At 59.5% G+C, this 14,991-nt stretch carries 14 protein-coding genes; 4 read left to right on the top strand and 10 right to left on the bottom strand.

Annotated elements, in window-relative coordinates; all coding sequences use genetic code 11:
* Positions 1–143: 143 nt before the first annotated feature.
* The 10 genes from rsfS to ACT3TP_RS14720 all read right to left on the bottom strand — a co-directional run bounded on the left by rsfS (position 144) and on the right by ACT3TP_RS14720 (position 11,240).
* Positions 144–512, bottom strand: a complete 369-nt coding sequence (gene rsfS, locus ACT3TP_RS14765; protein ID WP_096284969.1) for a ribosome silencing factor — start codon at positions 510–512, stop codon at positions 144–146.
* Between the two features lie 48 nt (positions 513–560).
* Positions 561–2,174, bottom strand: a complete 1,614-nt coding sequence (locus ACT3TP_RS14760) for a hypothetical protein (RefSeq protein WP_096284971.1) — start codon at positions 2,172–2,174, stop codon at positions 561–563.
* A gap of 81 nt (positions 2,175–2,255) precedes the next feature.
* Positions 2,256–2,861: a nicotinate-nucleotide adenylyltransferase gene (gene nadD, locus ACT3TP_RS14755; RefSeq protein WP_096284973.1), complete on the bottom strand. Its 606-nt coding sequence runs from the start codon at positions 2,859–2,861 to the stop codon at positions 2,256–2,258.
* 2 nt (positions 2,862–2,863) lie between these two features.
* Positions 2,864–3,073: a hypothetical protein gene (locus tag ACT3TP_RS14750; protein ID WP_096284975.1), complete on the bottom strand. Its 210-nt coding sequence runs from the start codon at positions 3,071–3,073 to the stop codon at positions 2,864–2,866.
* Between the two features lie 106 nt (positions 3,074–3,179).
* On the bottom strand, positions 3,180–4,475 hold the full coding sequence (locus tag ACT3TP_RS14745; protein ID WP_255248389.1) for a glutamate-5-semialdehyde dehydrogenase: 1,296 nt from the start codon (positions 4,473–4,475) through the stop codon (positions 3,180–3,182).
* 22 nt (positions 4,476–4,497) lie between these two features.
* Positions 4,498–5,643: a glutamate 5-kinase gene (proB, locus tag ACT3TP_RS14740; protein ID WP_096284979.1), complete on the bottom strand. Its 1,146-nt coding sequence runs from the start codon at positions 5,641–5,643 to the stop codon at positions 4,498–4,500.
* A gap of 2 nt (positions 5,644–5,645) precedes the next feature.
* A complete protein-coding gene (obgE, locus tag ACT3TP_RS14735; protein ID WP_096284981.1) occupies positions 5,646–7,229 on the bottom strand; it encodes a GTPase ObgE in 1,584 nt (527 codons plus the stop codon).
* Between the two features lie 126 nt (positions 7,230–7,355).
* On the bottom strand, positions 7,356–7,610 hold the full coding sequence (gene rpmA / locus ACT3TP_RS14730; protein ID WP_096254657.1) for a 50S ribosomal protein L27: 255 nt from the start codon (positions 7,608–7,610) through the stop codon (positions 7,356–7,358).
* A 49-nt stretch (positions 7,611–7,659) separates the two neighbouring features.
* Positions 7,660–7,968 carry a 50S ribosomal protein L21 gene (gene rplU, locus ACT3TP_RS14725; RefSeq protein ID WP_096284983.1) on the bottom strand — a complete coding sequence of 103 codons (309 nt, stop codon included), beginning with the start codon at positions 7,966–7,968 and terminating at the stop codon, positions 7,660–7,662.
* Between the two features lie 230 nt (positions 7,969–8,198).
* Positions 8,199–11,240: an Rne/Rng family ribonuclease gene (locus tag ACT3TP_RS14720; RefSeq protein WP_444620890.1), complete on the bottom strand. Its 3,042-nt coding sequence runs from the start codon at positions 11,238–11,240 to the stop codon at positions 8,199–8,201.
* A 495-nt stretch (positions 11,241–11,735) separates the two neighbouring features.
* Here ACT3TP_RS14720 and ACT3TP_RS14715 point away from each other — a divergent pair, with 495 nt between their 5' ends.
* The 4 genes from ACT3TP_RS14715 to ACT3TP_RS14700 all read left to right on the top strand — a co-directional run bounded on the left by ACT3TP_RS14715 (position 11,736) and on the right by ACT3TP_RS14700 (position 14,955).
* On the top strand, positions 11,736–12,356 hold the full coding sequence (locus tag ACT3TP_RS14715; protein WP_096284989.1) for a vitamin K epoxide reductase family protein: 621 nt from the start codon (positions 11,736–11,738) through the stop codon (positions 12,354–12,356).
* Positions 12,349–12,729 carry a ribosomal maturation YjgA family protein gene (locus tag ACT3TP_RS14710; protein WP_444620889.1) on the top strand — a complete coding sequence of 127 codons (381 nt, stop codon included), beginning with the start codon at positions 12,349–12,351 and terminating at the stop codon, positions 12,727–12,729. The genes ACT3TP_RS14715 and ACT3TP_RS14710 overlap by 8 nt, the downstream gene beginning before the upstream one ends.
* A gap of 159 nt (positions 12,730–12,888) precedes the next feature.
* A complete protein-coding gene (locus tag ACT3TP_RS14705; protein WP_096284993.1) occupies positions 12,889–13,473 on the top strand; it encodes a GNAT family N-acetyltransferase in 585 nt (194 codons plus the stop codon).
* Positions 13,474–13,659: 186 nt separating this feature from the next.
* Complete coding sequence (locus tag ACT3TP_RS14700; RefSeq protein WP_444620888.1) at positions 13,660–14,955, top strand: AI-2E family transporter; 1,296 nt, start codon at positions 13,660–13,662, stop codon at positions 14,953–14,955.
* The last annotated feature ends 36 nt before the right edge of the window (positions 14,956–14,991 follow it).

Genomic DNA, 14,991 nt, shown 5'->3' with positions numbered 1-14,991 from the left:
GATTCGAACCCCTGACCTTCTGCATGCCATGCAGACGCGCTACCAACTGCGCCATACCCCCAAAAGGATTGCTACCGGATAAGGCAACTCACTAATCATAGATGAATGCCGAATCAGGAAGCAAATCCCATGCTACTAGGGCTTTATTTGGCTTCCGTAGCAAGTTCAATGACTGGGCAGTCCGACCATAGACGCTCTAGAGCGTAAAAAACGCGGTCTTCCTGGTGCTGTACGTGGACAACAACGTCGCCGTAATCCAGGAGAACCCAACGTCCCCTGCCGAATCCTTCGCGACGTACCGGGCGCATCTCAAACTTTTCGAGTACTTTGGCCTGGATCTCATCAACAATTGCGTTTACCTGTGGCTCAGAGCCACCGGAGACGATAAGGAACGCGTCGGTTACGCCCAGTCGTTCGGCGACATCAAGTGCCACAATGTCTTCTGCCAACTTGTCCGATGCGGCCAATGCTGCAACGTTAACGAGGGCGATAGAGTCTGCGTGTGCTCCCATGAAGTGGGGTGTCTCCTTTTAGAGGTATAGATCAAGAACTTAATTGTCCTACGAAGTAAGCGAACTGATCAACATGACGATGCCCGCAACAAGCGCTGCACCGCCGACGCTGAGCGCCGCGATCATAGCAATCAGCCTGTTATTTGCTCGTCGCACACCGTGGGTCTGAGCGTCCAGAGGCTGCAGGCCTTGGGCATTCACCGCATCGATGCGCGGCATTTCCACATTCCCTTGTGTGGCCCCAGCTTCAGCTGGAGCGGGAACCGATGAGGCCGGTGCCTTGGGCTTTGAACCCGATGCTGGCTTGCTTGCGGATTTTGCTGCAGGTTTCGGCGCTGGCATCGCCTGAGGCTTGGGCGCTGCCGGCGAAGTTTTGCCAGTTCCAGCCTTCAACTCGGACTTGACTACAGGCTTTACAGTTTTTGGCGCTGGTTTTAGCGGAGCTTTCGCATTGCTTGGCTTCTTGGCAGCCTGCGAATTGTGCTTTAGTTTGTCAGATAATTTGCCCCTGGAATCAAGATCTAGCGAAACACTTTCGGTCTGCGGGCCCCGCACGCCGGTCTTGGCGATGCGGTCTTCGACTTCGCGAATATTTCCCAGAGCCCCGGTGAACGGATCAGACAGGGCCTGTTCCTTGCCACTCTTGGCGTTCTCAATCCGGAGCCGTTCGCGTTCTGCGGCCCGGCGAGAAATGATGGCTGCACGTGCCGCCATCTCGCGCTGATGGGCAAGAACTTCGAGATCAATCTCACCGTCATCATCATTCAAAAGATTCGGATCAACAAGTGTTTCGGGCGCATGTGAACGCCGTGCGGCCAGCGCTTCCTCCACACTCATCACGGTGGTTTCCGGCGAGTCGTCTGTAGGCTTTGGCTTGGCCACCGGCTTAGCGGCGCCCTGCTTCTGATCTGCAGCGTCCGGATTCTGATCCGCTAGCGACTGAAGTCGTAGCTGACGGCGAGTCAGTGGCTTCGGATCTTCGGCTGGCTCGACCGTTGGAATGTTTGTGGTGAGTGCGCCGACTTCTTCTTCAAGGCGTCGACGCTCACGTAGCGCTTCTCGGTCGCGAGCGCGGCGCAAGGAAGCGCGCTCCCCCATTGGCTTATCCGCTGCATCGTGCGACGTGTCGGCAGCCGGTACTGAACCAGCCGCGGGCTTGGCCTTCGGAGCGCTGGAAGTCGGCCTTGCCGGAGTTGGCGTCCCCTTAGCCTGTCCAGGCTTGGCCGGCGACGGTGCGGCCTTGGCTTGTGCGGTCTTTTTAGCCGGCGCTACGGTCTTCGCCTGTTCGGCGGGTTTCTCGGCGGCCTGCTTCGGCTCGGCAGCCTTGCCGGCCGCGGTCGGAGCATTCGCCGGCGTCGCGGTCGGAGCATTCGCCGGCGTCGCGGACGGGGTCTTCGCCGCTGCCGGCTTATTCGAACCTTGGCCTTGCTGCGCGCCAGCTACCGGCTTTGCAGGGGCTTTTGGGGCAGGGGAGGAAGTTTTCGGGTCAGCTGGGCTGGCACCTGCCGAAGGCTTTGCATCCTTCTTTTCAGTTGCCTTCTGATCAGCGAGCTGCTTGGCGTCCTGCTCGGCTTTACTGCTCGCCAGCATGGCTTCCATTTCAGCGCGCCGCTTTTCACGCAAAGCTCGCCGGCTTGAAGCCGGCTGCGTGTTATCGCTCATCCTGTTCTTCTCCCGACCGCTTAGACAAATACCGTCACCCTTACCTAGAGATTATGCCGTGTTGGACGCATCAATGTGAGGTTACGACTCGGTATAAAGCCCATATTTTGCAATGTACTGCACCACACCGTCCGGCACCAGATACCAAACGGGCTTGCCTTGGGCTATGCGCCCACGACAATCCGTGGAGGAAATCGCCAATGCTGGGATTTCTAATAGTGAAACGTTCTCTTGCTCTAGTTCTGGCAGAACGTGGCCTGGACGGCTGACGCCAACAAAATGCGCCAGATCCCAGACCTGATCGACATCCTTCCAACTGGCGATTTTGCTCAATGCGTCCGCACCAGTGATGAAGAAGAGCTCCGCCTCCGGCCGTTCGGCCCGAAGATCAAGCAACGTGTCGTGCGTATAGGTTGCACCCTCACGGTCGATGTCGACGCGGCTCACGGTGAAACGCGGGTTCGACGCGGTAGCGACCACCGTCATCAGGTAACGGTGCTCTGCGGCAGTCACATCTCGGGCAACCTTCTGCCAGGGCTTGCCGGTAGGCACGAAGACCACTTCATCTAAGTCGTACTCGGCCGCAACTTCACTGGCAGCGACCAAGTGACCATGGTGGATGGGATCAAAAGTACCGCCCATCACGCCGAGGCGCAATGGGCGGTTCTTGTTCAGTGGATCCGCCAAGACTAGTGCTTGTCTCCGTGGACCTTAAACTGACGGTGAATGTCATCCACTTCGTCGTGGTCTGCGTGACGCAGGCCCACGTTGGTGTAGGAAACCGTGACCAGCAGCAGAACCATCAGTGCGACGAAGATGCCACCACCGACGATGATTGCCATGGTATGTGGGTCAATACCGGTGGATGCAGCTTCAGAAGCCATAATCAGCGCGTTCAACTTATTTCTCCAGACGTTTTATCGAGACCAAATCTGCGACGCAAATACAGGTCCGAAAAGTAACGGTACGATTCTTCTACATCCTACCGAAGACAGGGGGCAGAAACTATTTACGGATATGCCCGTCGCCCTGAACGATCCATTTGGTGGTCGTCAGTTCCGACAAGCCCATCGGTCCACGCGCATGCATCTTCTGCGTAGAGATGCCTACCTCGGCACCCAGCCCCAGCTCGCCACCATCGGTAAAGCGGGTCGAAGCATTGACAATCACTGCCGCAGACTCGATTTCCGCGATGAACCGTTCGGACTCGGCCAAAGACGAGGTAATGATTGCTTCGGTGTGTCCGGTGGAGTATTCGCGGATATGCTCCAGCGCTTCGTCCATCGTGTCCACCAGCTTCACCGCGATGTCCAGGTCCAGATACTCGTTGCGCCAGTCATCTTCACCGGCGGCTATCGTTTCCAGCTCTGGGACCAGTGCCGCCGCGCGGGCGTCGGTGTGCAGCGTAACCCCGGCCTTGGCCAAGGCCTTGAGCACACCCTGTGCGGCCGGAGCATCCTTGGAGACAAGCAGCGTCTCTACCGTATTGCATACGCTTGGACGGTGGGTCTTGGCGTTGAGCAGGATATCGGTTGCCATTTTCTCATCGGCGCTGGCGCCCATGAAGATGTGGACGTTGCCTTCTCCGGTCTCGATGACCGGAACCTTCGCGGTGGTGACCACCCGCTGGATCAACTCGCGGCCACCTCGTGGAATCAGCACGTCGATGCGTCCACGTGCTGCCATCATCGCGTCTGCGCCTTCGCGTCCGTATTCGTCCACGGAGATTACCAGGTCACGAGGCAAGGAAACGGATTCGAGGGCATTGCGGATGTATCCCACCAGAGCGACATTCGAGTTCAGCGCCGCCGAGCCGCCGCGCAGCAATACTGCGTTGCCACTTTTCAACGAGAGACCGGCGATATCGACTGTTACGTTGGGGCGGGCTTCGTAGATGGTGCCGATCACGCCCATCGGGACGTTGATCTGCCGCATCCGCAAGCCGTTGGGAAGCGTTTCGCCGCGTACCACGCGGCCGACTGGATCGGGCAGTCCGATGAGCTCTTCAAGGGCTGAGATCAAACCGTCGATACGCTGGTCATCAAGTTTCAAGCGGTCAAGCAGCGCGGCGCTGGTGCCGCGTTCCCGGCCATTTTCAAGGTCTTTGGCGTTGGCCGCCTTAATTTCCCGGCGATGGCTATCGATGGTCTCTGCGATGGCACGCAAAGCCTTGTCTTTCCAATCACGGTTTGCCCGCGACAGAGTGCGCGAGGCCCGGCGGGCACGATCTGCCAGCTGGTTGACCGACGCGAATACGTCGGTGGTGGATTCGGTCTTTGTTTCGGCTGAATCTAGACTCATATCTCCCATTCTATTGGCCTCCTTAGATCAAGGCCAGATCATCGACATGTACTACGGCTTTGTCGTAACCCTCGCCGAGCAACTCGGCCAGTTCGACGGTAGTGCGTCCAAGCATTTCCGGAAGTTCTTCGGCCGAGTAGTTCACTAGCCCACGAGCAATGATGTTGCCCTCTGAATCGCAGATTTCCACTGCGTCCCCGGCTTCGAACTCTCCGCGAATCGACGTGATGCCCGCGGCAAGCAAGGAATTTGTTCCGTCCGCCACGGCACGCACCGCACCGGCGTCCAGGACCAGGCGGCCTTCGGAGGAGGCTAGGTGCGCCAACCATACGTCACGGGCCGAGCGGCGCGTGTTGCGCGCGGCGAACCAGGTTCCCACGTCTTCGCCCGCCAGCGCCCTGGCGGCATTGTCGGTGCTGGTCACCAGCGTCGGAATACCCGCCGAGGCGCTCATGGTGGCCGCGTCGACCTTGGTGATCATGCCACCGGTGCCGACGCCGGCCGCTCCCGGAGTGCCCAAGTCAACAGCGTCGAGCTCGTCGGGATGGCCCACATGCGAGATGCGGCTTCCACCGTCCTCCGGGTGCGCGTCATAAACCGAGTCAACATCGGAGAAGAGCAACAGCGCATCGGCCTTGATCAGGTGGGCGACCAGCGAGGCGAGTCGGTCATTGTCGCCAAAACGAATCTCGCGGGTAGCTACCGCATCATTTTCATTCACGATTGGCAGCACGCCCAGGTTCAGCAAGCGCGTGAGCGAGCGCAGCGCATTGGTGTACGTGTTGCGGTGCATCAGATCATCTGCCGTCAGCAGCACCTGACCGACATTGATGTCGTGTCTTGCGAATTCTTGGGTGTACTGCGCCAGCAGCAATCCCTGGCCTACGGCCGCTGCCGCCTGCTGGGTGGCAAGGTCTTTTGGACGCTTTTCCAGCCCTAGCGGAGACAGTCCGGCGGCGATAGCGCCAGAGGAAACCAAAATAACTTCGGTATCATCATGCAGCGTGTGTGCGAGCGTATCTGCCAAGAACTTCAACCGCTCGTGGGAGATCCCGCCGCTGACAGTTGTCAACGAGCTGGATCCCACCTTTACGACGACTCGTCTTGCTTGGGGTAGATCTCGAAGTGAGGAAATTGAAGATAATGTCTTAGTTGCTCGCACATTCATACTTAGTCTTCCTTATCTGCTGCCCGATTCTGAGCAGCGCGTTCAGCGTTCTTCGCATGTACCGATTCGGTCCAAATGCCCGCCCGACGCTCGGCTTCAAGCTCTTCGCGTGCGGCGGCTTTCGCCGCGCGACGCTCATCATGCTCGGCGCGCTTCTCTTCACGCGTCTTTCGGTTTCGGTCTTCCAGGCGGATGTCCTCGCCACGGCGCGAGCCGAGCAATTCGGCCCCGGCGGCCATGGTTGGCTCCCAGTCGAAGACTACCGAGTTATCTTCGGCACCGATAACAACCGCGTCGCCTGGCTTGGCGCCGGCCTTGAACAACTGGTTTTCAACACCCAGCTTGGCCAGGCGGTCTGCCAGGTAGCCGACTGCCTCGTCGTTACGGAAGTCGGTCTGCACGATCCAGCGCTCAGGCTTTTCACCGATCACTCGCCAGAGTGGTTCGAAGTTCACCTCTTCGCGGCGGATGGTGAATTCCGTCTTCTTGCCGGTGCGCTGACGCAGCATCGGAACTTCCACGATCGGGGCTTCTTCGACACGCTCGGAGCGTGCCTGCTCTACCAATTCAGCCATGGCGAAGGTCAATTCGCGTAATCCGTTACGTGCCAGTGCGGAGATTTCAAAGACGCGGTAGCCGCGCTTTTCGAGCTCTGGGCGCACGAATTCAGCCATGTCGGAGCCGTCGGGCATATCTACTTTATTGAGCGCGATAAGCTTCGGGCGCTCGGTCAAAGCAACGCTAGTGCCGTCGGTTCCAGCGAAGCTGGAGTCGGCTTCATAGGCCGCCAGTTCCGCTTCGATGGTTTCCAAATCGTGGATCGGGTCGCGGTCCGTCTCCAGCGAGCCGCAGTCCAGCACGTGCACGATCGCGGCACAACGCTCGACGTGGCGCAGGAACTCATGGCCCAACCCCTTGCCTTCGGAGGCACCTGGGATAAGCCCGGGCACGTCGGCGACGGTGAAGCGCACTTCGCCGGCCTGCACGACGCCCAGGTTGGGTACCAGCGTGGTGAATGGGTAGTCGGCAATCTTTGGACGTGCCGCGGAGATCGAGCCGATCAGCGAGGATTTACCGGCCGAGGGGTAACCCACCAGCGCGATATCTGCGACGGACTTAAGTTCCAGGACTACTTCCTGGCCGGTGCCCGGGGTACCGAGCAGGGCGAACCCTGGGGCCTTGCGCTTATCGGAAGCGATGGCCGCGTTGCCCAGTCCGCCCATGCCGCCTTGTGCGGCGAGGAACTCATCGCCGGTCTTGACCAGGTCCGCAAGGATGTCGCCATCCTTGGATTTGACCACGGTGCCCGCAGGCACGCCGAGGACCAGGTCTTCGCCCTGCTTGCCGGGGCGCAGTCCGCCCTGGCCGGGCTCGCCGTTGTTGGCCTTGCGGTGTGGCAGGTGGTGGAATTCAAGCAGCGTGGTGACCTGCGGGTCAACGCGCAAGATGACATTTCCGCCGTCTCCGCCCTTTGCCCCGTCCGGTCCGCCTAGGGGCTTGAACTTCTCGCGCTTGATGGACACACAACCGTGGCCACCATTACCTGCGGTGACATTTAGAGTTACGCGATCAACGAATGCAGCCACGGGGCCATCTTCTCCTATAACGGGGGTGCGAGTTACTACTCGCTTAAAGTCTATCTATACGCACACAAGGGGCGGACCGAAATCGGCCCACCCCTTGTGCACTCAAAAAATTGTCTGTCGCCTAAATTAGGCAGCAGTTACAATGTTCACCACGCGGCGACCACGACGGGTGCCGAACTCGACTGCGCCAGCAGCCAAAGCGAACAGAGTGTCATCCTTGCCACGGCCTACGCCGGCGCCTGGGTGGAAGTGGGTGCCGCGCTGGCGAACGATGATTTCGCCTGCCTTGACATCCTGACCGCCAAAGCGCTTTACGCCTAGGTACTGTGCGTTGGAATCGCGACCGTTGCGAGTGGAACTCGCACCTTTCTTATGTGCCATGCCTTTTAGCCTCTTTCGCTACAAAAATGGTTGGTACGATCAGCCCAAATTAGGCGATCGAGGTGACCTTGACCTTGGTCAGAGCGGCACGGAAGCCCTGGCGCTTCTTGTAACCGGTCTTGTTCTTGTACTTCTGGATAACAATCTTCTGGCCGCGAAGGTTTTCTACAACCTCAGCGGTGACCTTGACCTTAGCCAGGTCGGCAGCGGCGGAAGTTACCTTCTCGCCATCTACCAACAGCAAGGCTGGAAGGTCAATAGAGCTACCTAGGGCAGCCTGAAGACGGTCTACGGTGATGAGGTCTCCAACGGAAACCTTCTCCTGGTGGCCGCCTGCGCGGACAATTGCGTACACCACGTGGGTACTCGCTTCTACTCGACGTTTATTGTCTTACCGGCGCAGAAATCAACCCGGACGCCTGATAAATCAGGCACCTTATTCAGGGATCTCATGCGCTTGTGCCTTGACGCCGAGCGGATCAGAAATCCGTGATCTTGGCGTTTAGCACCGATGAACCAGATTACGCTAGTCCACACCACTGGGGCAAATACAAACTGCCCCAGCGGGTGAAGCGTGATCAAGTTCATCTATTTCAGTTCACGAACCGGAACCCCAACTCCGAGCATTACCGGTTGCCCGGCAGCCTCGGCTGGCTTTTCGTTTCGTGCACTGTTGGTATCCATCTGGACCACCGAACCGGTGGCAGCGGATACCTCCGCCACGCGAACCTCTGCATGCGCATCGCCCTGGACCGAGGTGGCCCGACGACTGCGACGCTTTGGCTGCGTGGAACTCTGTGGGGCCGCAGCAGCTGCTGCGGCCGGCTTGCCCTCCGTGATGGCCGCAGCAGCGGCAACCTCGGCCTGCGAGGCGGGCATCGCCAGTCCGGTCAGCGTTGGCTGGTCCGAACCGCTTGACGGCGCAACCGACTCGCTCTGAGCACGTGTGGCTCGACGGGAGCCGCGCTTGCGTGCGCTTGGTGCAGGCTGCTCTTCCGCAACCGGGGCCTGCGCCGGTGAAGGCTCGACCTCCGGCGTGGAGGATTCATCCGCGCTCTGCTCGCTGGCTTGCGCCTGCTCGCCCTGGCCGCGGCCACGGGAACGCGAACGTGAACGACGGCGTGACTTGCGCCCGCCCTCGTGCTGCTCGGCGCCTTCGGCTTCCTCTCCCCCGGGCAAAGCTGCTTCCAGAGCTTCCAGGGTCACCGAGGCATCCTCGGCAGCGGCATCCGAAGGTGCTGCTGCGGCCTTGGCGACCGGCACGGTAGCCCCATCGAACTTCAATCCCGATTCGGCTGGCTGATCGAGGTGCGAAGCGGCAGCAATATTTGCCAGCGCGTTGCGGGTCGCCTCGTGCTGCTCCCCGCCCTCTGCCTCGGCGTTCTCGGTTCCATGCTCGTTGGCTTTCGGCTCTTCACGTTCGTTGCCGCGACGGCGACGACGCTCGGAGCGACGAGCCGCAGACTTCTCCGCGAACTTCTTAGCGTGCACTTCGCCCGAAGCGTTGAAGGACTTGCGGTGCTCGACCGGCTCTTCGTGCGTGACGAAGCCGCTGCCGGCACATGCCTCGCAAGACTCGCCGAAGACCTCAAGCAGGCCGGTGCCCATGCGCTTGCGGGTCATCTGCACCAGACCAAGGCTGGTGACCTCGGCGACCTGGTGCTTGGTCCGATCCCGGCCCAGGCACTCGACCAGACGGCGCAACACGAGGTCGCGGTTGGCTTCCAGGACCATGTCGATGAAGTCGATGACGATGATGCCGCCGATATCGCGCAGGCGCAGCTGGCGGACAACTTCCTCGGCCGCTTCCAAGTTGTTCTTGGTCACGGTCTCTTCGAGGTTGCCGCCGGAACCGGTGAACTTTCCGGTGTTCACATCGATCACGGTCATCGCTTCGGTGCGGTCGATAACCAGCGAACCACCCGATGGCAGGAAAACCTTGCGATCCAGTGCCTTGTTGATCTGCTCGTCGAGGCGGAAGTTGCTGAAGATATCTTCGGACTGCTCCCACTTCTCCAGGCGGCTCATCAAATCCGGGGCCACGTACATGACATAGGCCTCGATGGTGTCCCAAGCTTGTTCGCCGGAGACGATCAGCTTGGTGAAGTCTTCGTTGAAGACGTCTCGCACCACCTTGATGGTCAGATCCGGCTCCGAGTACAGCAGCTCCGGGGCCAGGGTCTTGGTCGAGGAAGATTGCGCCTCGATACCTTCCCACTGGGCGCGCAGCCGGTTGATGTCATTGGTCAGCTCTTCTTCGGAGGCGCCTTCGGCGGCGGTGCGGACGATGACGCCCGCGTTCTCCGGCAAGTGGTCCTTCAAGATCTTCTTCAGGCGCTGGCGTTCCACGTCTGGAAGCTTGCGGGAAATGCCGGTCATCGAACCGCCCGGCACGTAGACCAGGTAACGACCAGGCAGGGAGACCTGGCTGGTGAGCCGTGCGCCCTTGTGGCCCACCGGATCCTTGGTGACCTGCACGAGCACCGAATCCCCGGCCTTCAACGCGTTTTCGATACGACGCGGCTGGCCTTCCAGCCCTGCGACATCCCAGTTGACTTCGCCGGCGTACAGCACAGCGTTGCGGCCGCGCCCAATATCGACGAAGGCGGCTTCCATGGATGGCAGCACGTTCTGCACCTTGCCCAGGTACACGTTGCCGATCAGCGAATCCTGCTGGGTTTTGGAGACGAAGTGCTCGGCGAGCACGCCATCTTCCAATACGCCGATCTGGATGCGGTCCTCGCGCTGACGCACGATCATCTTGCGTTCCACCGATTCGCGGCGAGCCAAGAACTCGGCCTCGGTGATCACCGGACGGCGGCGGCCGGTCTCGCGGGATTCGCGGCGGCGCTGGCGCTTGGCTTCCAAACGGGTGGAGCCGCGCACCGAGGTGACCCGGTCCGATGCGGGGATATGCGCATCGGCGCTGGCACGCGGAGCGCGCACACGGGTGACGGTGTTTGGCGGATCGTCCTGCGAACCACCATCGACCTCCAGATCGACATCGCCGCGACGGCGCCGACGGCGGCGGCGCGAGGACACATCGTCTGCTTCCAGATCCTCGTCCTTCTGGCGCGAGACGGGTGCAGTATCCGGCTTGGCGGTGTTCGCCACCACATGCTGCACCACCGTGTGCGCTGCTTCCGGGATCGCAAACGGGTTCATGATCATGGAGCTGCCGTGTTCGGCTAGCAGTGCACCGGTATGATCCTCGGCCGAAGACTCGAAGACCTCGGCACCCTTTGCCGGTTCGGTCACCGCGGGCGCCAGCTTGATGCCGGTTTCTTCCGGTGCCTGGGCTGCGGTGGTCACCGGAGCCTCGGTGGAAGCCACTTCCTCGGAGGCCGCGGCTGCCTGTTCGACTGTGTCGCGGGCGACCTGCTGACGGCGTTCGGCCTGGCGGCTCATGCGCTTGACCGAGTCAGGAGTGGATACCTGGGTACGACGCGTTGCGCGCCAACGGTATGGGCTTTCTTCGACTCCGGCTGCGGCATTTAGCTCTGCCAGGGTCAACGCACGCCGCAATGGACGTGATGGGGTGGTGGCTACAGTGGTACGGCGGGCTCGTGTTGAACGATTGCCTCGCTTACTTCCCTGTGCCCCTCCTTTTCGCTGATTTGATGCGCTCATTTAAATTCGCGTGCTCCTAGTTTAAATTCCCGCTTCGGCGACCTCCACAGACGGTGCCTAGGCTGAAACAACATTCGTCACGTGTCTTTCGGCCGTCTTCGTGAGTCGGCCAGACACAAAAGTCCTTGTGTGTTCCGCATCTGGGTTCTGTCCTGAATCAATTTTCCGATTCAAGAGAACTAGCTGCGGTTCAACGTGGCCATTGAAAACCGGCTGCTTTCCTTTGCAGCCCTACGATCCGCGGTATTCCTACGGGAGGCGCACGTAATGGGCACTCAACCGAAGCGATGCATCGCTTGACGATCTGTCGTTTCAAAAGTCTGTCGTCGGGTTGAAAGCAGACTGTGGATCCGCGAACAACCTCTTCCATTCTCTCATAGTTCGTTCATCGCTAGTTCACCAGCTCATATATATTGCACAGAAAAGCTTCATAGTATGTGAAAAGCAAGGTGCGCAATGACCCGCATTCGTCTGAACATATGGAATAGTCAAGACATGGTTTCATCACTTGAGAGTCCTCAGAACTCGGGCGTGTTGCCCTGGTGGGCAAAAGAACGCGGCTTCGGAATATTCGCCGTGCTCACCGGCACGATTGCTTGGGTCGCCTCGGGGATCCTAGTCCTTGAACGCCTCGAGCTTTACAAAGACCCCGACTACATCACCGGGTGCGATATCAACCCCTGGGTTTCCTGCGGCACCGTCATGAAATCCGACCAAGCACAATTGCTCGGTTTCCCGAACCCGCTCTTGGGCATCGTCCTCTTTGGCGTGCTGATTACCATCGGAATGGCGCTGCTGGCCGGCGCAAAGTTCCACCGCTGGTTCTGGATTGGAGTGCAGTCCGGAGTGACGCTGGCCATGGCGTTCATCGCCTGGCTATGGTCCCAGGCTTTGTATGAGATCAACGCCTTGTGCCCCTACTGCATGGTCGTGTGGGCGATGATGATTCCGCTCTTCGTCTTCACCACGTCGCGCAATATCGTCAACGGAGTCATCCCCGCATCCGAAGGCGTGAAGAAGTTCGCCAAGGAATGGAGCTGGATCGTCGTTGCGATCCTTTGGGTTTTGGTTATCGCATCCATCGTCCTCCGCTTCCCGAATGCATTCTTTGGATAGCCTCACCCGGCGCCGAATCATTTTGGGGATCAGCGCTTGTGCGCTGGTCCCCCTTGGCTTGTTCCTGCGTTTTCTGCCTTGGGGGCTCGTCGCCGACCTGGCCGGCGGGGTCCTATACGCGGCGCTGATCTACGTAGTAGTCGCCTTCATTGTCCCAACGCGCTCGTGGCACACCGTCGGGGCCTGGGCGCTAGGGTGGTGCGTGGCGGTAGAACTGCTTCAGCTCACCTCGTTGCCGCGAGAGGCTGCGGCCCTCTTTCCTCCCTCGCGGTTGATACTGGGCACTGGCTTCGCAGCGATGGATCTTCTGGCCTATATTGTTGGGGCGCTGACGGCTGCGCTGGCGGATCGAGCGGCACGCCGCCGGACCTAATTCCCGCTATCAGCGAAAGGCCGCGGCGGAGCTGTACCGCTAGAAACCTGATGAACACGCAATTTATCGATGACTTTACGCCGCATCCCACGCCTAGGCACGAGACTTTAAAATGAGGCAGGTCACCCGGCTCCAAGCTAAAGCGACTAGATTAGGGTCATGGGAAGCCACAAATGGAATACAGAAAACGCCCAAGATTACGGCATCAATCTACTGACTTCGGACACGATCCGGCTACGCGAACTACAGGATGAAGATCTCTCGATCCTGGCCCAATGGTGGAATAGCCCGGAATTCATGGCGCTGCAGGGAAATATCGTACTTCCGCATCCCGGCGTCGAAGCCGCAAACCTATTCAAGAGCTGGAGCCTGAACCGAGGCACCAAGGATGGTGTAGGCCTTTCAATTACGTTGCCCGACGACACGTTAATCGGCCACACCGCACTCTACAATTTCAACGCCCCGGCCCGTTCGGCGGACCTCATGCTGATGATCGGCGGTTCCAATGTTGGGCAGGGATACGGCACGGTCGCAACCAAGATGATCGTGGACTTCGGCTTCCGCGAAATGGGGCTGAACCGGGTCGGGCTAGGGATCTGGGCCTATAACGAGCGGGCTTTGCGCACGTTCTCCCGCGCCGGGTTCCGCGAGGAAGGGCGAAACCGCCAGGCTGGTTTTCACGATGGGGCGTTCCACGACCGCATTCTGATGAGCCTGCTGGCTGACGAGTATTTCGGCCGCTAATCCGGGAATTTGGAAATGGGGGTGTTTCTTCAACCTTAGGTGGAGAAACACCCCTTTTTCATGTGCTTTGTGAGCGTAAAAGCGAAAGCCAGCGCCGAAATGACGTTTCCTCGGCGTTGTGGCAATTCCTAATCAACTCGTTAGCCTATTGTTGGAGCTAGTTAGTATCAGCCTCAAGGAGCACCAATGGATTTTCTCCGCAAACTAAAGCTACCCAAGCGCAAGCCACCGGCTGCTCCGGCACCGACCCCGGAACCTCCGGTAGGTGAATTGCTCAGCGAGTCAGAGGTTACCAAGCCAAACTTCACCGTGCATTCCCTGTGGACGGACATGCTCGGGCGCCTCGGTATCCGCAGCGCCCAGGTCTTGATCGTTGGCACCCTAGCCACCTTCTTCATCATCGGACTCTTACGTCTGACGATGATCGTCATTCCAACGTTGCTTGCAGTGATTATCTCGTGCGCGCTGTGGCCCTTGGTGCTGAAGCTTCGCAAGGTCTTTTCTCCCTTGATCTCCGCCTGGATCGTCTTCCTCAGCTCCCTGTTGGTGCTCGGCGGCATCGGCACCGGGTTGGTCTTCTCGGTCATCAAGGAATGGCCAAAGCTGGTCGACCAAGCGGTCGAAGGCTTCAATCAGCTCAACGACATGGCGCAGGGAATCATCGGCAATATGCCATTGTCCATCGATCAGAGCCAGATCGACGGCGTCGTGGACACGGTGACCTCGTTCCTGACCAGTTCCCAATTCGGCACCGGCGCTCTGAACACGCTCAGTGCCGCAGGTAGCTTCGTGACGGGCTTGATCTTGCTCCTGGTGATCTTGTTCTTCTTCCTGAAAGATGGCGACCGGATCTGGGCCTTTGCAGTGTCTTGGACGCCCAAGCACTACCGCAATAAGTGGATCCTTTCCGGTGACCGGGCGCTGCGCACCTTCGGCGGCTATATCCGCGGAACCGCTACTGTGGCCGCGGTGGACACCTTGGGCATTACCGCAACCTTGCTGATCCTGCAGGTTCCGCTAGCGCTTCCCCTGGGCGTCATCGTGTTCCTCGGTTCGTTCATTCCGATGGTTGGTGCCACCGTGGCAGGCATTTTGGCTACCCTGATCGCCTTGGTCACCAACGGTCCTGTGGTAGCCCTGATCGTGCTGGCCGCAGTCATCCTGGTCAATCAGCTGGAGGGCAACTTCCTGCAGCCGGTGGTGATGGCAAACGCACTGAACTTGCACGCGCTGGTGGTCTTGATGGCCTTGACCGCTGGTACCGTACTTGCAGGTATTATCGGCGCCGTGCTGTCCGTGCCGCTGACCGCCGCAGCGTGGGCAGTGATCAAGGTGTGGACCGATCGCGATAATTCGGATGCGGTGGATGACGCGAAAAAAGACATCCGAGAGAAGGTCAAACCCGAGGAGAAGCCAAGCCTCGTAGAAAAAGCCAAAGAAACCGCTAACCCAGAGCCTGCGCCTAGCGCAGACAATAGCTAGCGTTTCCTTGCCTCCGGTCTTGGCCTCATCCCTTGG

It is taken from the genome of Glutamicibacter sp. AOP38-B1-38, assembly GCF_052377485.1.
Classification (GTDB): domain Bacteria; phylum Actinomycetota; class Actinomycetes; order Actinomycetales; family Micrococcaceae; genus Glutamicibacter.
This window is presented reverse-complemented; position numbering and strand designations above follow the sequence as displayed.